This is a genomic window from Chryseobacterium sp. 1B4, from assembly GCF_036631475.1.
Classification (GTDB): domain Bacteria; phylum Bacteroidota; class Bacteroidia; order Flavobacteriales; family Weeksellaceae; genus Chryseobacterium.
On sequence record NZ_JAPNUF010000011.1, the window covers coordinates 163,243 to 185,944 of the forward strand.

Consider the following 22,702-nt stretch of genomic DNA (forward strand, 5'->3'; position numbering starts at 1 on the left):
ATAAATAGGTAAAAAATGTCAGGACATTACGAAGCTCCGATAAGGGAACCTCTAATTATTGGTCACAAAACTTATCACGATATTACAGAAGATATCGCACGACCTATCGAAGAAAGAGCAGGTAAATTATGGTGGATCTCATTATATGCTGCGCTAGTTCTATTCCTCTATGGATTCGGCTGTATCGCTTACACTATCGGGACAGGTATTGGAGCATGGGGGCTTAACAGAACTATTAACTGGGGTTGGGATATTACCAACTTCGTATGGTGGGTAGGTATCGGTCACGCCGGGACCCTAATCTCCGCAGTATTATTATTATTTAGACAGAGATGGAGAATGTCTGTAAACAGATCTGCAGAGGCGATGACGATCTTTGCGGTTGTACAGGCGGCAATCTTCCCTGTAATCCACATGGGTAGAGTTTGGGTTGGATACTGGGTATTCCCTTTACCAAACCAATTCGGTTCTCTTTGGGGGAACTTCAACTCTCCTCTACTTTGGGACGTATTTGCGATCTCCACGTATTTCTCAGTATCAACGGTATTCTGGTTCATGGGTCTAATCCCTGACTTTGCAATGATCAGAGATAGAGCTAAAACTCCTTGGACTAAGAAAATTTATACATTCCTTGCATTCGGTTGGGGTGGTAAAGCAAAACACTGGCAAAGATTCGAAGAACTTTCTTTGGTTCTTGCAGGTTTGGCAACTCCGCTTGTATTCTCAGTACACACTACCGTATCCTTCGACTTCGCGACTTCAGTAATTAAAGGATGGCACTCAACAATCTATCCTCCTTACTTCGTTGCCGGTGCGATCTTCTCAGGATTTGCAATGGTACAAACACTATTGTTGGTAGCTAGAAAAGTGTGTCACTTAGAAGAGTATATTACAATGTATCATATCGAAATTATGAACATCGTAATCATCTTAACTGGTGGTATGGTAACTGTAGCTTACGCCACTGAATATTTCATCGGATGGTACTCAGGTTCAAGATTCGAAGATTTCACATATCTTTCTCCGGGTGCTGCTGTAGGACCTTACTGGTGGGCATTCTGGTCATTGATCATCTGTAACCTTGTTATTCCTGCTTCTTTCTGGTTCAAGAGACTAAGAACGAACATTATCTGGACATTCATTGTTGCATTGATCATCAACATCGGTATGTGGTTTGAGCGTTTTGATATCATCGTTATCAACCTTTCCAGAGACTACTTACCAGGATCATGGACAATGTTTAAGCCAACGATCATTGATGTGGGTGTATACTTAGGAACAATCGGATTCTTCTCTGTATTATTCTTATTATATGCAAGAACATTCCCTGTAATTGCACAGGCTGAATTAAAATCGATTTTGAAAATCTCAGGTGAAACTTATAAAGCAAAAGAAGGAGATGAGCACCACTAAAATTGTATACGGACTTTATGCTGACGACGACGATTTGATGAACGGCGTTAAAGCATTCAACGATAAAGGAATCGCAATCAACGAAGTTTATACTCCGTTTCCGGTTCACGGACTAGATAAAGCTTTAGGTTTAAAGAAAACCAGAATTTCTGATGCTGCTTTTATCTATGCTTGTTATGGTGTAACTATCGGTGCTACTCTTACCTGGTATGTGATGAATCACGACTGGCCTCAGAATATCGGTGGTAAGCCAGCTTTTGACTGGGGACACAACATGCCTGCATTCGTAGTTCCAATGTTCGAATTAATGGTATTCTGTGCGGCTCACATGATGTCTTTAACTTTCCTGGTTAGAAACAAAATGTATCCGGGAGCTCCGGCTCAGAACCCAGACCCTAGGACTACTGACGATAAATTCATGATGGAATTTGTAACTGAAGATGTAGAATCTGTAAAGCAGTTGCTTATTGAAACTGGAGTTGAAGAAATAACTGTTAAAGATGCTTAAAATGAAAAAGAATGTATTAAAGATTACAGCAGTTTTAGGTTTAACAACAGTTTTACTTAACTCTTGCGGACCAAAGGAGAATACTCCATTGGTATATTTCCCGGACATGTATTTTCCGGTAGCTTATGATCCATTGATGAAAGCCCAGGATGCGTATTCAGATCATGAAAATGAAATTCCTGCTTTTGTTAAAAATAATGGTGCTACAGGCCTTTCTCCGGTAGAAGGATCCGTTCCTCAGAATAAAGACGGCGTTTTTGAAGAAAGCTTATTACCTAAAAATGTTGACGAGTACAACGCAGGGTATGAAGCCTCTAAAAAACTTACCGTATCTCCTTTGAATCCTGCTAACGCAGCGAAGGACCTTGAAAGAGGTAAAATATTGTTTGATCACACTTGTGCTGCATGCCACGGAACAGGAGGTGATGGACAAGGACCTATCGTACAAAGTGGAGCATTCTCCGGAGTACCGAACTATGCTGACAGAGAAATTACTGTAGGATCTGTTCATTATGTATTAACAAACGGTAGAAATGCCATGGGATCTTATGCGGGACAACTGAACGCAGGAGACAGATGGAGAGTAGCAATGTATGTGATGAGTGCTTTCAAAAAGGAGCAGCAGCACCGGCATCAGCTACAGCGGCGGCACCAGCAACAACTGAAACGACTACCGAAACTAAAAAATAAGAAAAGAAATGTATAGTTTTTCACCAAAATTAAAATCAACTTCTATAATACTTCTTGTTGTAGGTTTAGTTCTTTTCGGTATTGGTTTCTTTTTGAACAAAGGAATTTCTACTGAGAAAATAGAACAAATGATGGAAGCTGTTCATGCTTCAGGTCATACTGCTCCTACACACTCAAGTGAAATGGTTGGACCTCAGGATCACGCAGCTCACCTTGAGCACGCTACATTGCAGGTACACAACCAGCCTTTAGCAGCAATACATTTTGTAGCTGTATTTTTCTTTGGAGTTAGCTGCTGCGTATTATTCTTCTATTCTATTCAGCACGCTGCACACGCAGGATGGCCGATCATCATTACAAGAGTAATGGAAGCGATTGCTTCTTATATCCCTTACGGTGGTGCAATCTTAGTAATCCTGATGATCTTGAACATCACTCATAATGGTCACTTATTCCACTGGATGGACCCTGAATTGACAAACCCGGATTCTCCGCATTTTGATGTGATCTTATTCGAAAAGAAAAAATTCTTAAATATTCCTTTCTACGCAGTAAGAACTTTAATCTATGTGATTGGTGCTTCTTTCTTCGCATGGAAATTAAAAGCTCAGTCTAAGAAAGTAGACGAAACGAAGTCTAAAGTAGAGTACCAGATGCTTTACAGATGGTCAGTAGGATACATCGCATTCTTCGGATTTGCTTCTGCAGCTTGGGCTTGGGACTGGTTGATGTCTATTGACCCTCACTGGTATTCTACAATGTATATCTGGTATTCAATGGTTAGCTGCCTTTCAAGTGGTATTGCCGTAATCATTTTATTAAGTGTTTACCTTAAGAAAAATGGTTTCTTACCACAGTTCAATGACAACCACTTACACGATTTAGGAGTATTCCTTTTCGCTACAAGTATGCTTTGGACATATACATGGTTTGCTCAGTTCATGCTTTACTGGTATGCCAACGTTCCGGAAGAGGTTAACTACTTCTTCGGTAGATTCCAGCACTACTCTCCTACTTTCTTACCGATGTTGATCATCAACTTCTTATTACCGCTATTGGTATTGGTAAGCAGCAGCATCAAGAGAAATTACAAAGTAGTTACTACAATGGCAGTAGTGGTGATCCTGGGACACATCTTAGATTACTTCAACATGGTAATGCCAGGAACAGTAGGACCATACTGGAACACTCCTGAAGTATTCCTTTTAATCCTTGGAGCAATCCTGTTCGTAGTTGGATTATTTATGTTTACTGTACTTTCAGCTTTATCTAAACTGAAGTTGATTCCTACAGGAAACCCGTTCTTACACGAATCTGAAATTTATGAGTATCCTTTCTAAGGACTTGTAACAAAATAAAATGATAAAAGACTGATTGTTAAAACGATCAGTCTTTTTTTATGCATATCAATCAGCAGCCATCCATTCTGAAAGGTATGCGTCTATACTGGCATCAACATTTAAAAACAAAATTTTATTATGAAAACAAAACTTTTCCTCTATTCGCTCTTTCTTTTTCTGGCCAGCTTTATCCAGGCTCAGACCATCACTTTCGTTTCTGAAAAAAATAATATTCCCCTTCCCAGAGTTTCAGTATTTGGAAAAGACGGAACCATTTTAGCCTATTCGGATATTGAAGGTAAGATTGACAAACAGTCATTGTCGCCTTCTCAGGAGAAGTTCCAGCTTGTCTATAATAATTTTCCGGTGGCTACTTTATCTTATTCGGACTTTGATCAGTCCGTTATAAAAATCAATGATCAGGTAAAGGAAATTGAAACAGTAGTTATCAAGAACAGCAAACCAGCCAGGTACATTTTCATCAAAGGAAATTTTAATGCCTACGTAACGGTAAATAATAAGCTGAACAGTTATGCAGACGGAATTGTAACTTATATTTTCGACAACAAGACAAAAAAACTGAAAAGTACCAATGTAGAGCAGTACAGGGTATTCAGAATGGCAGAATCTAAAAACGAAAAGAAAGAAACTTCATCATGGGATTATGGCAACTCACTGAATCTCCCCAAACTTAAAAACGTAGGGAACCCGGAAGAATATAAAAACTCAAAAAATACGATCAGAGAGTTGAAGGGAGATCGCAGAGACCAGATTGAAGTGACAGGAGGTATTCTGCAGGAAAAAGAATTTTCATTTTTCGGATACCGGTTTTATGATATCAGAACCATTTTAAACATGTCCTTCGAAAAGGATTCAGAGAAGACCCTGAAAGATTTCCTGGAATATAATGAACTTGTTTTTGTTAAACTAAAACATAAAAGTGAACCCGAATATAATCAGATTGCAGTTTACAATAATTTCTATCCTACAGAATTAAGCTTCAACAATGACAACGATATTGAAAAAGTAAAATTTGATAAAGGCAACAGCAGTTATAAAACCCCTTATTGGCAGGATCCGTCATTCCCCAATATGCAGACTATCTTCAGTAACTTTTTCAAAGGAGATCTGAAAGAACAACCTAACAAAAAGTAAAAATATAAGTTTATGGCTACTGTGAACGGGAATATAACAGTCCATAAAATATAAAGTGAAAATAAAAATCAGTATTAATAAAGGTTTTACTAAATTTGCAACAAACCAAATAAAAATGAAAAAGTTTTCTTTTCTACTTGTTTTCAGCCTGTTGCTTTTTACAGCATGCAAGAAAGATCATGTAGATGCTACGAATACTAAAACACTGCAGTCAAGTATCAACGATATGACTTCCAGTTTACCGACCATTAAACAGATTAAGTTTAATGAAGCTCTTTATATCCTTAAAACATTTGGAGTAGAAGCTGATGGTGATATCAATGAGCTGAAAGCCCTTGGAAAACTGATCAACGGGAAAAAAGTTCCTGAGATCATGGCTCTGGCTGATGAAGTTGCACAGAAAAACGGAATCGAATGGGCAAGTACTGCCCCTCCATCACTGGGAGAAATGAATATCTTCGGGGATGATAAAGCTAAAGAAAGCGATCCGAATGATGTAAAAGCCGGATCATTAAGCCTTGTGACAAGACCTACAGGTGATGACGGAACCGGAGCGCCAACCGCTATTCAGATCGTTCCGAGACTTGTAGACGCTGCAGGAAACCCGGTATCATTTACCGGAGCCGGCCTTGAAGCTACTCTTGAAGTCTTCAGTAACGGTGTAAGACTGGTAACAGCCAAAAACCTGATGCAGGATAACAACTTCAAAGGTTTCAACCTGAAATTCTCCTCTATCCCTGCTTCTAAAGTAGTGGATAATAAAATAGACATTACCGTTTCTGTAAAGACAACAGCTAAGACTTTCAAAATGTCAAAAATCGGGCTTGACGTGAATGCAGCAGCCCTGAAAGTACCTGCCGTTCCAAAAACAGATTCAACAGCTGTATCTGAACAGCCAAGCGCAGTGGTAGATCCAAATAACCCAACAGCTCCTTCCGGAACTGCTACAGATCCTGCAGCAGCTACTCCTTGCAGCACCAGCTGCACCAAAACAGCCGACCACAGATCCTAAAAATACAGTAAGCAAATTTTTGAACAGTGTGAGCTCTCAGAATTTAAAAGCAGCCTATGAAACATCCAGCAATCCTAGCTGGGGAAGCTACGAATCTTTTTCAAACCCTACTTCAGGTTTCGGGTCTGTGAAAAACGTGAGCGTAAAGAATATTACGACAAGCGGTGCTACAGCCAACAGTGCCAGCGTAAATGCTACTTATGATGTAACGGATAAAAGCGGAAAGACTACTTCCCTAAAAGTAACTTTCGGGCTTAAAAATGTAAACGGAGACTGGAAAATTTCCAGCTATAAAATCAATTAATAAATGGCTTCAGCAGAACTGATCAACAAATTAGAAGAAACAATTGAAAACATCCCCGATTTTCCGATTCAGGGAATACAGTTTAAGGATATTTCACCAATCTTTTTAAACCCAAAACTTTATGAAGAGGTAATTGCAGATCTTGCAGCCTTCAGTAAAGGAAAAATAGATGCAGTCTGCGGAATAGAAAGCCGTGGTTATCTTTTTGAATTGCTATTGCTGTCGCATTGGAAGTTCCGTTTATCCTGATCAGAAAAGCAGGTAAACTTCCCTCCTGTCATTTCTGAAGAATATGATCTGGAATATGGAAGTGCCATTATCGAAACCCGTGAAGGACAGTTAAAGCCAGGACAAAGAGTTTTGATTCACGACGATCTTTTAGCAACAGGAGGAACCACTGAAGCGGCTGCCAAACTGGTAGAAAAACAAGGAGCCACTGTTTCACAATTCAGCTTTCTGATTGGTTTAAAAGGACTGGGAGGCGATGAGAAGTTGAAAAATTCGGTGCAGAAGTCTATCATATTTTAGAATATTAAGATTTAATACATAAGCTTCGACATGCTCGGCATGACAAACCTAATAATTTACCGTGAGATTTGAACAGGTAGTATTAGAAGTGTCATCCTGATTCTGTCGAAGCATCTTTTTTAATTAATTCCTCATTCACGGCTACAATTCATAAAATTTCATTAATAATACTCAGAAAGTATTTTGTAAATCATTCAGAAACAATTAAATTTGCATTTCAATTTTTAAAAACTTATGGCAAAATTGGGAAAGAGTGCTCAGAACGAGCAAGAAGGTAAAGAAACGGTTGAGTTCTTTAAAGACCTTGACAGAGAAGCATTAAACACTGAAAGATTTGTTGAAAAATATTCAAAACCTTTGGGATTAATATTTGGAGCATTACTTTTAGGGGTTTTAGGATTCTTTGCTTATAAGCAATTTGTAATTGCGCCAAAGAACGCTGAAGCTGTAAAAAGTTTCCTTGCTGCTCAGAAAAACCTTACAGAAGGTAAAGATAAAGATGCTTTAGGCGGAAAATCTGCGGCTAATCCTGGCTTTATAGGTACAGCTAACGAATATTCTTCTACTGAAATCGGTAAACTTTCTGCTTACAATGCCGGTTTATTAAAATTCAAAGAAGGAAAATTCCAGGAAGCTTACGATCTTTTGGATAAATTCTCTTCCAAAAACAAAACCCTGATGGCAATGAAGTATGGAGCTATGGCTGATGCAAAATCAGGCCTTAATAAAAATGACGAGGCTCTTTCTTTACTAGACCAGGCAGCATCAGCATCAGATGATCCTTATACAACCTATTATTTCACAAGAAAAGCAGGTATCGTTGCATTAGGATTAAAGAAAAATGCAGAAGCTAAAAAATACTTCGCTACAATTGACGAAAAATATCAGGACTACGACAACGGAATGTCTGATTCTTATATTGAAATGACTAAATATTATTAAAAAATGGCAACAGTTAATCTTTCCGATTACAAGCCACTTCATATAACTAATGCCGAAGATTTTTCTATCGGCATTGTTTTTTCTGAGTGGAATGATTTTGTAACGTACAATCTTCGTGATGCAGCTTTGGAAATTCTTGAAAAAGAAGGGGTAAAACCCGAAAACATCAAGCTTTTTCCGGTTCCGGGCGCTTTTGAATTAAGCCATGCAAGTATGCAGCTTTGTAAAGAAAGGAAGTATGATGCAGTAATCTCTATCGGATGTGTTATCCGTGGGGAAACGCCGCATTTTGATTACGTATGTTCTGCAGTAGCACAGGGAATCAAGGATTGTAATATTATGACTGATACTCCTACTATTTTCTGTGTATTGACAGATGACACCAAAGAACAATCTATTGCAAGAAGCGGTGGTGATCTTGGAAACAAAGGCGTAGAAGCAGCTGTAACAGCTCTTAGAATGATTGATTTCAAAAAGAAATTATCTGATAAAAAAGGAAATATCGGTTTTGGACATTCTTAACCGGAGTTTACTTTCAAAATATCATGGGACTATTTTTTAATAGTCTTTTTTATTGAATATTAATAAATCATAAATCTCATCAATAAAAAGGATGTTTTTGTTTTTTTCCGTCAAAAGTTCTCTACAAAAACTATCTTTGTGAAAACTAATAAAAACAGTCAATACATGTTTTTAAAAAAATAAAACCCTTCCTTTATTTAGGAATTTTCTATCTTATTATTTCATTGATAATAAGAATAATATTCTTTTTCATCCTATTACAACAGCTGGTTTTGGATTTTTCGAAGTCGTAAAGGTTCTGCTGATAGGTCTGGTAAATGACGTTTTTGTCTTCATATTGGCCAGCTCTATTCTCGCCCTTTATTTCCTCTTCCTTTCCAATTCGAAATATAAAAAACCTTACGGCTCCATTATTTTGGGAGCATTGGCTCTGTTCTTCCTTTATATATGGCTTGTTCCGAACAATATTTTCAAGCAGTACGGCGGTTCTGTAATGGAAATCGCTCTTGCCTTCGTAGGAATAAAACTCTTTTCTTCGGATTGATGCTTTTTCTTCCTTCACAAAGAATTAAAATCCGTAATACTCTTTATTTCATTACGTTATTCTTATACGTTCTTGTGATTATTTTCAACGGCGTAAGTGAATATTTCTTCTATAATGAATTTGGGGTGCGTTATAATTTTATTGCAGTAGATTACCTTATTTATACGAATGAGGTGATCGGAAATATCATGGAAAGCTATCCTGTTATTCCATTGTTTTCTGCAATTATGATCGTTACGCTTGCCATTACATGGTTTATTTATAAGAAAACGAAAGATGAGCTTCTGGACCTTCCTGATTTTAAACAAAAAATGGTGCTTCTCGGCAGTTTCATGGTGCTTTGTGCCCTCAGTGCACTGGCTATACCTTCTTTAATGCAGATCCGGTCAGACAATGTTTTTGCAGACGAAATTGAAGCGAACGGACTTCCTAAGTTCTATTGGGCCTTCACTCATAATGAGCTGGATTACTTCCAGTTTTATTCACAGATTAACCAGCAGCAGGCTGAAAAGAATTTCCTGAGCCAGTATCCGCAGCATACACTATCCAGAGCGGTTGTTGCAGAACAGCCGGAAATGAAGAAGAATGTAGTATTGATTTCTATCGAAAGCCTTTCTGCAGATTTTATGGAACATTATGGAAATACACAGAAAATTACTCCTTTCCTGGATAGCCTTGCAGAGAAATCTCTGATGTTTACCAATCTTTATGCTACCGGAAACAGAACCGTACGCGGACTGGAAGCCTTAACATTGTGTATTCCCCCAACTGCGGGAGAAAGCATCATCAAAAGAGATGACAATAAGAATAAATTCACAACCGGAAATGTCTTTAAATCCAAGGGATATGATGTCAGATTTTTATACGGAGGTTACAGCTATTTCGACAATATGCAGGATTTCTTCGGAGGAAACGGCTATGACATTGTAGATAGAAACAGCTTTAAACCAGAAGAAATCACTTTTGCCAACGTTTGGGGTGTTGCTGATGAGGATATGGCCAGAAAAGCCATTCAGGTAATGAATGCTGAAGCGAAATCAGGAAAACCATTTTTCAATCACTGGATGACTGTTTCCAATCACAGACCGTTTACTTATCCTGACGGAAGAATCGATATTCCGGGAACAGCAAAATCCCGTGAAGGCGGTGTAAAATATACAGACTACTCGCTTAAACTGTTCTTTGAGATGGCTAAGAAGCAGGATTGGTATAAGAACACGGTTTTTGTCATCATTGCTGACCACTGCGCATCAAGTGCCGGAAAAACAGAGCTTCCGATGGATAAATACAGAATTCCTGCAATGGTATTCTCAGAAGGATTTATTCAGCCGCAGAAATTTAATGGACTGATGTCTCAGATTGATGTAATGCCTACCCTTTTCGGATTACTGAATTTCAGCTATCAGTCTAAATTCCTCGGCCAGGATGTGTTCAAACCGGAATTCCAGCCTAAAGCTTATGTGGCAACCTATCAGGATCTGGGCCTTATAAAAGACGGACATCTGACTATTATTTCTCCGGTAAAAAAGGTAAAACAATATTCTCTGGAACTGGAAAAAGTGATCTGGCACCTGAGTTTAAGCTGTATTACGACGAAAACCTATTAAAAAATCCGGATCAGAAACTGGTAGATGACGCTGTATCAGCATATCAGTCTACTTCTTACTGGTTAAAAACGAAACAGCTTAACAGATAAATATCTAAATATTTTCGCTTATAATCTGGTGTAAAATATTTAAATTAACCGATAAATTTATTAGTATGAAATGGACAGACGACAGAGGCGGAAACGTTGATGACCGCCGTGGTTCAGGAGGCGGAAGTGGCGGTATGATTGTAGGAGGCGGACTCGGGACCTTAATTATAGCAGCTATCGTGTTCTTTTTAGGAGGTGACCCATCCGGTATTTTGAATTCCGGAAGCATGCAGCCTTCAGGCAATACAGGAGAACAAAGAGAACTGACTGCCGGTGAAAAACAAGTCGGAGAAATGGTCGACATGATGGCCAAATGGAATATCCTTACCTGGGATCAAATTTTTAAAGAAAACGGAATGACTTACAGTGCTCCCCAGGTAGTTCTTTTCGAAAATACAACTTCTTCAGCATGTGGTACAGCGCAGTCTGCCATGGGGCCATTCTATTGCCCGGCTGATCAGAAAGTGTATATGGATATGAGCTTCTTCAATGAGCTTCAGCAAAAGTTTGGCGCCAAAGTAACCGAATTTACAGTGGCTTATGTTCTTGCGCATGAAGTAGGGCACCATGTGCAGACTCTTTTGGGAACGACTCAAAAAGTAGATGCGTTAAGAAGAAGCGGAAGATATTCTGAAGAGCAAATGAACAGAGTTTCCGTTGCTACAGAATTACAGGCAGATTTCTATGCAGGCGTGTGGGCAAAAAGAACCAATGACAGCAAACATATTCTGGAGCCCGGAGATATTGAATCGGCCATAGATGCTGCAGAAGCTGTTGGAGATGATAATATCCAGAGAAGAGCACAGGGATATGTAAATCAGGAAAGCTTTACTCACGGATCTTCTGCACAGCGTAAAGAATGGTTTATGAAAGGATACAACACCGGAGATATCAGACAGGGTGATACTTTCAACCAGCTGTTGAAATAATTTATAAAACTTTTAAATAATAAAAAATGCGGTCTCAGTGTGAGGCCGCATTTTTATTATTGCAATTCGATCGGATTAGAATTCTTCTTGGCTTCTTCTTTTATCCGCTCTTCCATTCTCTTTCTCATATCGGCAGGATTCTGATTTCCGCCCCCGCCAGGGCCCCTTCCGCCACCAGCTATTACCGTTGTCATAAATCCACCTTGCCCTCCTCCTCCTTGTGTCATAAATGACATAGGATCAGTCTTAAATTTTTGCTGCTGCTTTACAAAATCGGCTCTTTTCACTTTTAAAGTATTTCCAAACTGGTTCAAAGCAGGAAATTCTGCAATTTTGTAATTCTTCATAAGATCAAAAGAATAATCTCCTTTGTCATCTTCTATTTTTACAATTAATCCCGGAAGTCCGCCAAACTTGTATGGTCCGTCCTGATAAGGAAGATCCGTGGTAAACCATGCGGTCCATTTTCTGCCTCCAAAATCAGTTTCTGCTTTCTGAACTTTATATTCACCTATTTTTCTTGTTTCCGATTCAATTTTCCAGTTCAGCGGTCTGTCCTCTTCGTACGAATAAATATCACGTCCGATTCTGTCTTTGAAGTAGGTCTTTTGGTTGGTCTTATCCTTTTCTACAGAATAGTTGATATTGGACCTCAGACTTTCCATCTGATCTCTGTTAATACTTCCTCTTCCGCCTCCGCCCTGAAATGCCTTTTGCATGATAGAATCCCTTTTGATTCTGTTTTCAGAGTAAAACACCGATTTTTCAGGGGAAATATCCAGATAAGCATTTTCTGTCTTGATATCTGTTTTATTTTCTGCATCCGGCTTCATAGTCACCTGATACACAAACCTGTTTGTCTGTGCAGAAACATTCTGTATGAAGAGTGCCAATGCGATAATACCTAATTTTTTCATTTATATTTTTATTTATTTTAATTCAATTGGATTTTGAGTCGTATTCGTAAAAGAAGGAACTTCTCCAGACGAACCTGTTGAGACCGGGATTCCTTGATTTTCACCTCCCATTCCCCGGTGCATTCCACCACCATGGCCACCGCCTCTCATTCCTCCGCCACTCATTCCGCCCATGCCACTATGTTTTCCTTCTCTGAAATTCATATTTCCGCTATTTCCAGCCATTGCTTTTCTGCTTTTACCAAACTCCAGCTCCAACGCTGCTTTATCGCCATGGAAATTTATCCTTGTACTTTGTTTGGCATCCGGCTCCATCTGTTCTTCAAAAGCATTTTTAATGATCATCTTTTTAACGAGATCAAATTTATAATCCCCCTTATCATCTTCCAGCTTTACAATCAGGCCCGACAATCCTGAGAATTTGTACGGCCCGTCAGGGAAAGGAATTTCTTTGGTAAACCATGCAGTCCAGGTTCTTCCGCCAAATTCAGTGACTGCCTTTTGAGCAGAATACCCGCTCTGTTTCTCAATTACATTTGTCACTTCCCATTGTAAAGGTCTGTCTTCCTGATAGTAAATTTGTTTCCCGGCAGCCTTTTCATAGTAATACACTTTCTGTTCCGGAATAGCTTTGGTAATAAAATATTCAAAAAAGTAGGTTCAAAATGTTTTCTCCCTTCCATTTTTGAAAAATCTTTTTCCTCTTTTCTCTGAGTTTCTTTCGCTTCTGATCTTATAGAAGCAACAAGAGAGTCTCTTTTCAATTTGTTTTCGCTGATAAAGAGCGATTGTCCTTCTTTAATGTCCAGAAAAGTTCTCTCACTTTTCATGCTTACCAGATTGATTGAATCCGGGTTTACCAGCGTTTCATAAACGAATCTTGTGGTTTGGCCATAAGATACTGTGGTGAGAAACAACACAAAAAAGATGATGATTTTTGTCCCATTACCAATTTTCTTTATAGATCGGAAATACAACAGAAGGTTAAAATTACAAATGAAATCTTCACATAAAGAGAAGAAATTTATCTGTCTTTACCATAAATTGTAACCGCTATTAATATCAGAATCATTAAAATAGATATCTTCGATTTGAGATTGCGGAAATTAGTTCGTATTTTTGCATCATTAAATCATTCTAAATAAATACAATGATAAAAGTATCAGACCATGCAAAGGAGAAAGCCATCCAGTTGATGACGGAAGATGGTTTTAACCCTGCTGAAGATTATATAAGAGTAGGGGTGAAAAGCGGCGGATGCTCTGGTTTAGAGTATGTTTTAAAGTTTGACAACGAAAAAACAGACGCAGATCAGATTTTTGAAGATAATAACATTAAAATTATTATAGATAAAAAATCCATCCTTTATTTAGCAGGAACAACTCTTGAATATTCAGGAGGATTGAACGGAAAAGGGTTTGTTTTTAACAACCCGAATGCATCCAGAACATGTGGGTGCGGGGAATCATTTAGTCTTTAGAGAAAAGACATTAGATCCTAGATTTCAGACCTCAGAGCTATTCTGGATTCTGAAATCTACCATCTGAAATCTAAAAAATTATAATGAGTAAATATACAGAAGACGATTTAAGAGTCGATCTAGAAAATAAAAAATATGAATTCGGTTGGGAAACCAAAATAGATTATGAAGATTTCCCGACCGGATTAAATGAGGATATCATCCGTGCGATCTCTGCTAAAAAAGAAGAACCGGAATGGATGACTGAATGGCGACTGGAATCTTTCAAAATCTGGCAGAAAATGGTAGAGCCTGAATGGGCCAATATCAAATATGAAAAACCGGATTTTCAGGCAATCCGTTACTATGCTGCTCCTAAAGTAAAGCCTGAGCTGGCAAGCCTTGATGAAGTAGATCCTGAATTATTGAAAACATTCGAAAAACTAGGGATTAATATTGAGGAACAAAAAGACTTTCAGGAGTTGCTGTGGATATCGTAATGGACTCAGTTTCTGTGAAAACCACTTTCCAGGATACACTGGCAGAAAAAGGAATTATTTTCTGTTCAATTTCTGAGGCTATTAAAAACCATCCTGATTTAGTAAGAAAATATCTTGGAAAAGTTGTTCCGAGAGGAGATAACTTTTATGCAGCATTGAATTCCGCAGTATTCTCTGACGGAAGTTTCTGTTATATTCCCAAAGGGGTAAAATGCCCGATGGAACTTTCCACTTACTTCCGTATCAACCAGGCAGGAACAGGACAGTTTGAAAGAACGCTTCTTGTAGCTGACGAAGGAAGTTATGTTTCTTACCTTGAAGGATGTACAGCTCCGTCAAGAGATGAAAACCAGCTTCACGCTGCTGTAGTGGAACTGATTGCACTAGACAATGCTGAAATTAAATATTCAACCGTACAGAACTGGTATCCAGGTAATGAAGAAGGAAAAGGCGGAGTATTCAACTTCGTCACCAAAAGAGGGCTTTGCGAAAGAAATGCAAAAATCTCCTGGACACAGGTTGAAACTGGATCTGCAGTAACATGGAAATATCCTTCCTGTATCTTAAAAGGTGACAATTCAATCGGAGAGTTCTACTCTATCGCTGTAACGAACAATCACCAATACGCAGATACAGGAACAAAATGATCCACATTGGTAAAAACACCAAATCTACGATCATTTCCAAAGGTATTTCTGCTGGAAAATCCCAGAATTCCTACAGAGGACAGGTAAAAGTAATGCCTTCTGCAAAAGGAGCCAGAAACTTTTCGCAGTGTGACTCTTTATTGATGGGTAATGAATGTGGGGCACACACTTTCCCTTACATTGAAATCAAAGATCCTACTGCACAATTGGAGCACGAAGCAACCACTTCAAAAATCGGGGAAGATCAGATTTTCTACTGTAACCAGAGAGGTATTGATACTGAAAGAGCTATTGCTTTAATCGTAAATGGTTTCAGTAAAGAGGTTTTAAATAAACTTCCGATGGAATTTGCTATTGAAGCGCAGAAACTACTTGAAATTTCATTGGAAGGATCAGTAGGATAAAGATATGTTAGCTACAGAAAGATTAATTTTAAGAAAACCATCAAAAGAAGACTTTGAAAAATTCTTCGAAATTAATCATGACCCTGAAACCAATATTCATAATCCAGCCGGACCCATGAGTTTTCAAAAAGCAGAAAGTACATTTACGAAAATGCTTGAACACTGGGAAAGGTATCATTTCGGAGGCTGGGCAATTACTGAAAAGGAGTGCCCTGAAAATATAATAGGTTTTGGAGGCCTGAGCTATAAACTCTACGGAGAAAAAGAAAAATTGAATTTAGGCTATCGTTTTGCTTCCCAGGCATGGGGGAAAGGATATGCTACAGAATTCACCAGGAAAGCTATAGATTTTGGGCTTAATGAGGACAATAAAGAAGAAATATTTGCTGTTGTCCGTCCCGGTAATATAGCTTCTGTTAAAGTTTTGGAAAAGGCAGGTATGATCAAAATCGGGACCCTAAATGATGTTCCTGGTCAACCTGAAAGTTTAGTATATAGAATTCAAAAATAATTTGTTTAAGCAAATAAAATGTTAGAAATTAAAAACCTTCACGCCAAAATTGAAGATGGCGCAGAAATATTAAAAGGGATTAATCTTGAAATAAAGCCAGGCGAAGTTCATGCTATCATGGGGCCAAACGGAGCCGGTAAGTCTACTCTTTCTTCTGTAATTGCAGGAAAAGAAGATTACGAAGTAACTGGCGGAGAGATCCTTTTCGAAGGGCAAGACATCAGTGAAGATGCTCCTGAAGACAGAGCTCACAAAGGAATTTTCCTTTCTTTCCAGTATCCTGTGGAAATTCCGGGGGTTTCTGTAACCAACTTTATCAAAGCTGCTTTGAACGAAACAAGAAAAGCAAACGGACTGGAAGAAATGCCTGCAAAAGAAATGCTTGCCTTAATCCGTGAGAAATCTGAAAAACTGGGAATCAAAAAAGATTTTCTTTCAAGATCACTGAATGAAGGATTTTCAGGGGGTGAGAAGAAAAGAAACGAAATCTTCCAGATGATGATGCTTAATCCTAAACTGGCCATTCTTGATGAGACCGATTCAGGACTTGATATCGATGCTTTAAGAATTGTAGCAGACGGAGTAAATTATTTTAAAAACGAAGGAAACGCAGTTCTTTTGATTACGCACTATCAAAGATTGCTTAATTATATTCAGCCTGACTTCGTTCACGTGTTAGCAGACGGGAAAATCATCAAAACAGGTGATAAGTCTTTAGCGTTAGAACTTGAAGAAAAAGGTTACGACTGGCTTTTAAATTAATTTGAAATTTACTATTTGAGATTTGAAATTACGGCAACCATTCATGAAATGCAGCAAATATGAATCTCTAAAGTAAAAATTGGATTCCTATTCCTCGGAATAACAATATTTTAGTTCAAAAAAAGAAAAAATGGTGCAAACCACAGATATACCAGTAATGGCATTAAAAGAACAAATTATAGAGAACCATAATGAGTTTTTGGAGAGTCTTCGTCACAGATTTCTGGATGATGAAAGAAAAACGGCGCTTCAAAGATTTACCGATATTGGTTTTCCTACTAAAAAAGACGAAGAATATAAATATACCAATCTAAAGGAGATCACGGAAAAAAGCTACAACTTCTTCCCGAAAGAGAACCATAATATCACTAAAGAGCAGTTTGATGAGCTGCATCTTGGAGAAGAAAATTTTGATTGGATTGTTTTTGTAAACGGCAAACTTCACAAAGAACTTTCAAAAGTTTCTATTGAAAACGTAGAGTTCCTTTCTTTCAACTATGCATTGAACGATGAGAAGCACAAAGAGGTTTTTGAAAAATACTTCAACACCATCGCTTCTAAAGAACAGGCCTTCACAAACTTAAACCTTGCTTACTGCAAATATGGTTTCTTTTTGAAAGTACCTAAAAATGTAGTCATTGAAAAGCCAATCCACGTTTTTTACATTTCCCAGAATCAGGAGGAAAATACATTCTACAATACAAGAAATCTTTTGATTGTAGAAGAAGGAGCAAAAGTAGAAGTGATTGAAAGCCATCATAATTTTGACAGCACTTATGTACTGACCAACTCTGTTACGGAGATCTTTACTTATCCTAATGCAAAAGCTGACTGGCATAAACTGCAGAATGATAACAACACAACCTATCTTATCGACAATACTTTTGCAAAACAGGAGAAAGACAGTTTAACAACTGTAAACACATTCTCTTTCGGAGGTAAACTGGTAAGAAACAACCTTGATTTTATTCATAATGGATCCAATATCAATTCATTCATGAACGGAATCACCATCATCGGAAAAGACCAGCTGGTAGACCACCATACAGCGGTGCACCATAACTTCCCGAACTGTGAAAGTTATCAGAACTATAAAGGAATCTTCGATGGCAATGCACACGGAGTTTTCAACGGGAAAGTTTTTGTTGACAAAATTGCTCAGAAGACAAACGCTTATCAGCAGAACAACAACGTATTGCTAAGTGAAGGGGCAAGTATTGATACAAAACCTCAGTTAGAAATCTTTGCTGATGATGTAAAATGTTCTCATGGCTGTACAGTAGGCCAATTGAATGAAGATGCTTTATTTTACCTGAGAGCAAGAGGAATTTCTAAAAAAGAAGCACAGGCGTTACTTCTATATGCTTTCGCAAATGATGCGATGCAGAATATTGATATAGAGCCTCTGAAAGAAAAGATTTCAAAGCTTTTGGCTGAGAAATTAGAAGTTGATATAGAATTTTAAGACTTATATATATATTGATACACAAAAGCACTTCAAATGAAGTGCTTTTTATTTTATGATAAGTCGTTTTATTTTTTTAACCAGCTCTGGTTATCCTTATTTTCTGAACGTTTTTTACCGTTATCAAAATTATAAGCCAATCCTACGCCTAGTGTCTGCTTCAACTGTGTTTTCCATATCTGATTGTGATCATACAAGAGATCAAGGGTAACGTTGGTGGAAATGTATTTATTGATCTTCATACTTAAAACTCCGCTATATCCAAGAACCAGCCTTTCCGGGTGGTCAAGATAGTTTGAGAAGACAGACGCTGTATTCAGCAACGTAATATTCTCCATAATTTTAAGCTTATACATAGCCGTTCCTAAAAAACCGAACTGGAAAAGGGAAGAATCTCCATCATTTTTAAGGCCATAAGTACCCGCTTTCTGAAGATCTTTGTCTAAAACAAATGTCCATCTGGCGTTCGCCGGACGTAAAGTTACTGTGAGGTTATCATTAGGGCGGTAAGTAACACCAGCTCCTAAATTCAAATAACCAGGCGCCATAAAATTCGAAATTTTGGCCGCGTCCGGATTATTTCCATCTTCATATCCGGGAGCAAATTGGGTCTGAAGTCCTGCACCTGCAGAGAAATACCAGTGTTTGGCGAATTCTCTACCATAATTGGTTGAAAGATTGATAACATCCTGGGTTTTTCTTACCCCTGTTCCCTGAGTATTATTTTGCCCGTAACCCAGGATAATAATATTTTCCCAAAGATCTTTCCTTTTTCATAGGTCAGATTGTAATTAACCCCGGCAAGCCAACCTACGTTATTGGCTCCGCCGCCTACCCAGTTGGAAAAGGCTGCCTGATTAAGCATTAATGTATTTTGTCCCTGAATAGACCAGGCTTTCACAGTGTCTGATGCCGGAGCGTCTGTTTTCGTCTCCTGAGCCATTGCTAAAGCTCCGAAAGAGATAGAACTGATCAATAAAATTTTTTCATAATAACGATTTAATACAAATGTATAAATAATAATCTACGCCTTTATAAAATTCACTTTAAAATGAATTTAACACTGTTGATTTTACGCCTATAATACTATGAAAACTAATTATTTAAACCTTACCTCCCTGCCCGGCAAACTTAAATCAACTTAAAATTACAGTCTTTTAAAAGCAAAAAGCACCTCATTTCTGAAGTGCTTTCTTTATCAATGTGATTCTTTATTATTTTTTGATCCACCACTGGCTGTCTTTCCGGTCGGAACGCTTTACCCCATTATCGAGTGTGTAAGCGAACCCTATTCCTAAGGTTTGTTTCAGCTGTGTCTTTTCTAGCTGATTATGATCGTACAGTAAATCTAACGTCACGTTGGATGAAATATATTTGTTTACTTTCAGGTTCAGTAAAGCCCCGTAAGCCAGAACCAATCTGTCCGGATGGTCAAGGTAATTCGAGAAGACAGATGCTGTATTGGTCAGGTAAATATCTTCCATGATTTTTAATTTATATATCGCAGTTCCCAGAAAACCGAATTGCAGTAATGAAGTATCGCCATCATTCTTTAAACCGTAGCTTCCTGCTGTCTGAAGGTCTTTATCCAATACAAACGTCCATCTGGCGTTGGTAGGACGTAAGGTAACCGTAAGATCATCATTGGGTCTGTATGTGATCCCCATCCCGACGTTCAGATAGCCTGGCGCCATAAAGTTTGAGATTTTTTAGCCTCGGGATTGTTTCCGTCTTCATATCCTGCAGCAAACTGTGATTGAAATCCTGCTCCCATAGAGAAATACCAGCTTTTTGAAAATTTTCTTCCATAATTGGTAGAGACGTTAATGATATCCTGAGTTTTTCTTATTCCTAACCCTTTCGTGTCATTTTGCCCATAGCCGAGTATGATAATATTTTCCCAAAGGTCTTTATCTTTTTCATAGGTCAGATTGTAATTGACACCAGCAAGCCAGCCTACGTTATTGGCGCCACCACCAACCCAGTTTGAAAATGCAGCCTGGTTAATCATTAATGTGTTTTTTCCTACTACTGACCAGTATTTTACTGTGTCTGTCACCACGGAATCTTTTTTCAATTCTTCTTGAGCACTTGCATACATTCCTACAAAAAGGAAAGAATCAATAAAAACTTCTTCATTACTCTAAATAATTTTCAATGCAAAAGTATTAATATAATTTTTTTAAACGGTACATTCAGCTCTAAAGAATTCCACTTCAATAAAGTTTAATTACCTAACAACAAAGTATTTCTATAAAATCAGTGCCAAATAATAAGCTTAAAAATTAAATTTGATACCTTTTGTCTTAAAATCAGGTAAGTAGAAACTCATTCGTCGACAAATTTTCCGAAATTTATCATTGGCTTTTGATTTGACGTAAAATCCCCATGTTTAAGAATGTAATTTCCAAAAGAGCGATTATATACCCGCTGCTGATGCTTTCAGCAATGTGGTTCGGGTATTTTTTACAAATGCAGGGCTTCTTTCAAAGCTGTTTTGGAGCCATTATTCCTCTTTTGCCCGAGGGATTACTTGGTATTATTACATCTCCTCTTTTACATGGAAATATTGATCATATCATAGGAAACTCCATTCCGATAGCAGCACTTATGTTTTTGCTGTATCAGTTCTATCCTTTGGTCGCCAACAAGGTTTTTATTATAGGATGGCTGGCAACAGGACTTTTGGTATGGCTTCTTCCTCCTATTGACATCCTCACCGGCGAATATATGTATACCTGTACCATTGGAGCCAGTGGTGTGGTATATGTACTCGCTTTTTTCCTTTTTTTCAGCGGGGTATTCAAATGGAATACAAAACTTCTGACCATTTCAATGCTTGTTGTGCTGTATTATGGAAGTTTGGTATGGGGAATGCTTCCGGAGGAACTTTTCTACAATATGGAGGAACCCAGTAAGATTTCATGGCAGGCACACCTTTCCGGAGCTGTAGTAGGAAGCATCATCGCCTTTGCTTTTAAAAATGTTGGAGAAAAAAAGAAAAAATTCATATGGGAATTCCCGAATTACTATAGTGAAAAGGATGATAAGTTGTGGCAGGAATACAAGGAGAACCATCCCGAAGATTTTATGGAACTTCCTTACAAGAAAAAAGATGATATCTGGGATCACCTGGATGAATTGAGGAAGAGATAAAACTTATTTCACTACATTTGAAAAAAACACACATGATCTCCGAAGAATACTTATATGCCATTGCCCTCCGCGAGTGCAACCACATTGGCAACATTCAATTCCATAAACTTGTCCGTACTTTCGGAAGTGCCCGGGAAGCATGGAAAAGAGCAAAAAAAGAGTATAAAAAACTCGAAGGAATAGGACAAAAAACTGTTTCCGATATTGGAAATGCAACTCATTTGGAATTCGCAGAAGAAGAATTAAATTTTTGCGAAAAAAATAATATCAGAATCAGGCTGAAACATCATAATGAAATCCCTTTCCTGCTCAATGAATGCAATGATGCACCTGCTGTTCTTTATCAAAAAGGAGAACTTAATGACACACTGCCCAAAGTAAGTATCGTAGGGACCCGGAATATGACAGATTACGGGCGGCAGTTTATTGAAAACTTCTTTGAAGCAACCCGATTTTCAAAATATACCTCTGTGAGTGGTCTTGCCTTAGGCGTTGACAAAGAAGTTCATGAGCAGTCTCTTTATTACCGAAAACCTACTGTAGCGGTCTTGGCACATGGTTTTCAATATTTATATCCTGCAAAAACAGAAGGCTTTCTGATAAAATTTTACATGAGGGAGGTGCATTAATAACGGAGTTCAGCTCTTCAAGAAAACCTGACCGGGAGAACTTCATTCAGAGAAACAGAATTATTGCCGCATTGTCTCCTTCTACAATCATAGTGGAAACAGGTTTTGGAGGCGGTTCCGTAAGCACAGCAGCCTTTGCCAATGATTATAACCGCGATGTTTTTGCCCTACCCGGAAAAATCACAGATGCATCAAGCCAAGGGTGTAATCAATTGATTTTCCATAATAAAGCAACGGCAATTTCTACCATCAAAGATCTTGTCCGTCTATTGGAATTTGATGATCCTAAAGAAAAAACTGCAGAGTTATTTCCTTATAGTGAAACAGCTATACAATTGTCTGACAATCAGTATTTAATATATCAATCTATTAAAGAATACCCTCATATTTCTTTGGACGATCTCGCACAAAAAATTGATGTTTCTACTCACAAAATCTTACCAATAATTTTGGAATTGGAGCTTTTAGGGAAAGTAAAATCGTTTTCCGGGAGGCAATTCATAGCGATTTGATATTTAACGATTTCTTAATATTGCATTATTTCACACATAACATTTCATTTTTAATAAAATTTAAAGACAAATTATCAATTTAATAATATTACGAAACATTATTATTTAATTTTTAACAATGTTAAAATATGGTGTTGTGAATCTTGAAAAAAAAATT

At 37.9% G+C, this 22,702-nt stretch carries 18 protein-coding genes and 7 pseudogenes; 19 read left to right on the top strand and 6 right to left on the bottom strand.

Annotation, left to right across the window (positions count from 1 at the left end; genetic code table 11):
* The first annotated feature begins 15 nt into the window (after window positions 1-15).
* The 12 genes and pseudogenes from nrfD to ypfJ all read left to right on the top strand — a co-directional run bounded on the left by nrfD (window position 16) and on the right by ypfJ (window position 11,583).
* A complete protein-coding gene (gene nrfD, locus OWR28_RS22750; protein ID WP_034691792.1) occupies window positions 16-1,413 on the top strand; it encodes an NrfD/PsrC family molybdoenzyme membrane anchor subunit in 1,398 nt (465 codons plus the stop codon).
* Window positions 1,400-1,921: a DUF3341 domain-containing protein gene (locus tag OWR28_RS22755; RefSeq protein ID WP_027371993.1), complete on the top strand. Its 522-nt coding sequence runs from the start codon at window positions 1,400-1,402 to the stop codon at window positions 1,919-1,921. Before nrfD ends, OWR28_RS22755 begins: the two co-directional genes overlap by 14 nt.
* Window positions 1,914-2,611 (top strand): annotated as a pseudogene (locus OWR28_RS22760) (c-type cytochrome). Before OWR28_RS22755 ends, OWR28_RS22760 begins: the two are co-directional and overlap by 8 nt.
* A gap of 8 nt (window positions 2,612-2,619) precedes the next feature.
* Window positions 2,620-3,951, top strand: a complete 1,332-nt coding sequence (locus OWR28_RS22765) for a hypothetical protein (protein ID WP_002982396.1) — start codon at window positions 2,620-2,622, stop codon at window positions 3,949-3,951.
* Between the two features lie 138 nt (window positions 3,952-4,089).
* The gene (locus tag OWR28_RS22770; protein WP_332388639.1) at window positions 4,090-5,106 is read left to right on the top strand and encodes a hypothetical protein; all 1,017 of its coding nucleotides are present in this window, start codon (window positions 4,090-4,092) and stop codon (window positions 5,104-5,106) included.
* A gap of 115 nt (window positions 5,107-5,221) precedes the next feature.
* Window positions 5,222-6,118 (top strand): hypothetical protein, encoded by an 897-nt coding sequence (locus OWR28_RS22775; protein WP_494168516.1) that lies wholly within the window; start codon window positions 5,222-5,224, stop codon window positions 6,116-6,118.
* A gap of 28 nt (window positions 6,119-6,146) precedes the next feature.
* Entirely contained in the window at window positions 6,147-6,422 is a 276-nt protein-coding gene (locus OWR28_RS27320; protein WP_494168517.1) for a hypothetical protein, read from the top strand.
* A gap of 3 nt (window positions 6,423-6,425) precedes the next feature.
* A pseudogene (locus OWR28_RS22780) lies at window positions 6,426-6,958 on the top strand (adenine phosphoribosyltransferase).
* A gap of 226 nt (window positions 6,959-7,184) precedes the next feature.
* Entirely contained in the window at window positions 7,185-7,892 is a 708-nt protein-coding gene (locus OWR28_RS22785) for a YfgM family protein (protein ID WP_002982387.1), read from the top strand.
* Window positions 7,893-7,895: 3 nt separating this feature from the next.
* Window positions 7,896-8,414: a 6,7-dimethyl-8-ribityllumazine synthase gene (gene ribH, locus OWR28_RS22790; protein ID WP_332388640.1), complete on the top strand. Its 519-nt coding sequence runs from the start codon at window positions 7,896-7,898 to the stop codon at window positions 8,412-8,414.
* A 161-nt stretch (window positions 8,415-8,575) separates the two neighbouring features.
* A pseudogene (locus OWR28_RS22795) lies at window positions 8,576-10,654 on the top strand (LTA synthase family protein).
* A 65-nt stretch (window positions 10,655-10,719) separates the two neighbouring features.
* Window positions 10,720-11,583, top strand: a complete 864-nt coding sequence (ypfJ, locus tag OWR28_RS22800; RefSeq protein ID WP_332388641.1) for a KPN_02809 family neutral zinc metallopeptidase — start codon at window positions 10,720-10,722, stop codon at window positions 11,581-11,583.
* Window positions 11,584-11,639: 56 nt separating this feature from the next.
* Here the strand turns inward: ypfJ and OWR28_RS22805 are convergent, their stop codons facing one another.
* The 3 genes from OWR28_RS22805 to OWR28_RS22815 are packed head-to-tail and all read right to left on the bottom strand — an operon-like array spanning window position 11,640 to window position 13,420.
* On the bottom strand, window positions 11,640-12,500 hold the full coding sequence (locus tag OWR28_RS22805) for a GLPGLI family protein (protein WP_332388642.1): 861 nt from the start codon (window positions 12,498-12,500) through the stop codon (window positions 11,640-11,642).
* A gap of 12 nt (window positions 12,501-12,512) precedes the next feature.
* Window positions 12,513-13,112, bottom strand: a complete 600-nt coding sequence (locus tag OWR28_RS22810; RefSeq protein ID WP_332388643.1) for a GLPGLI family protein — start codon at window positions 13,110-13,112, stop codon at window positions 12,513-12,515.
* Entirely contained in the window at window positions 13,040-13,420 is a 381-nt protein-coding gene (locus OWR28_RS22815) for a hypothetical protein (protein ID WP_332388644.1), read from the bottom strand. The genes OWR28_RS22810 and OWR28_RS22815 overlap by 73 nt, the downstream gene beginning before the upstream one ends.
* 230 nt (window positions 13,421-13,650) lie before the next feature.
* Here OWR28_RS22815 and OWR28_RS22820 point away from each other — a divergent pair, with 230 nt between their 5' ends.
* The 5 genes and pseudogenes from OWR28_RS22820 to sufD all read left to right on the top strand — a co-directional run bounded on the left by OWR28_RS22820 (window position 13,651) and on the right by sufD (window position 18,248).
* On the top strand, window positions 13,651-13,980 hold the full coding sequence (locus OWR28_RS22820; RefSeq protein ID WP_002982371.1) for a HesB/IscA family protein: 330 nt from the start codon (window positions 13,651-13,653) through the stop codon (window positions 13,978-13,980).
* A gap of 83 nt (window positions 13,981-14,063) precedes the next feature.
* Window positions 14,064-15,510, top strand: a pseudogene (sufB, locus tag OWR28_RS22825) (Fe-S cluster assembly protein SufB).
* Between the two features lie 4 nt (window positions 15,511-15,514).
* A complete protein-coding gene (locus tag OWR28_RS22830; protein WP_332388645.1) occupies window positions 15,515-16,021 on the top strand; it encodes a GNAT family N-acetyltransferase in 507 nt (168 codons plus the stop codon).
* An 18-nt stretch (window positions 16,022-16,039) separates the two neighbouring features.
* Entirely contained in the window at window positions 16,040-16,783 is a 744-nt protein-coding gene (gene sufC / locus OWR28_RS22835) for a Fe-S cluster assembly ATPase SufC (RefSeq protein ID WP_002982364.1), read from the top strand.
* A gap of 157 nt (window positions 16,784-16,940) precedes the next feature.
* Window positions 16,941-18,248 (top strand): Fe-S cluster assembly protein SufD, encoded by a 1,308-nt coding sequence (gene sufD / locus OWR28_RS22840; protein ID WP_332388998.1) that lies wholly within the window; start codon window positions 16,941-16,943, stop codon window positions 18,246-18,248.
* Window positions 18,249-18,316: 68 nt separating this feature from the next.
* Here sufD and OWR28_RS27325 read toward each other — a convergent pair whose 3' ends face one another.
* From OWR28_RS27325 to OWR28_RS22850, 3 genes and pseudogenes are all read right to left on the bottom strand, one after another.
* Entirely contained in the window at window positions 18,317-18,796 is a 480-nt protein-coding gene (locus OWR28_RS27325; RefSeq protein WP_494168537.1) for a hypothetical protein, read from the bottom strand.
* 102 nt (window positions 18,797-18,898) lie between these two features.
* Window positions 18,899-19,191 (bottom strand): annotated as a pseudogene (locus OWR28_RS27330) (DUF3078 domain-containing protein); the annotation flags it as partial.
* A 271-nt stretch (window positions 19,192-19,462) separates the two neighbouring features.
* Window positions 19,463-20,387 (bottom strand): annotated as a pseudogene (locus OWR28_RS22850) (DUF3078 domain-containing protein).
* Between the two features lie 249 nt (window positions 20,388-20,636).
* Between OWR28_RS22850 and OWR28_RS22855 the strand changes: the two are divergent.
* Together OWR28_RS22855 and dprA are read left to right on the top strand one after the other, a co-directional pair.
* Window positions 20,637-21,404: a rhomboid family intramembrane serine protease gene (locus OWR28_RS22855; protein ID WP_002982351.1), complete on the top strand. Its 768-nt coding sequence runs from the start codon at window positions 20,637-20,639 to the stop codon at window positions 21,402-21,404.
* 32 nt (window positions 21,405-21,436) lie between these two features.
* Window positions 21,437-22,545 (top strand): annotated as a pseudogene (gene dprA, locus OWR28_RS22860) (DNA-processing protein DprA).
* Window positions 22,546-22,702: the final 157 nt, after the last annotated feature.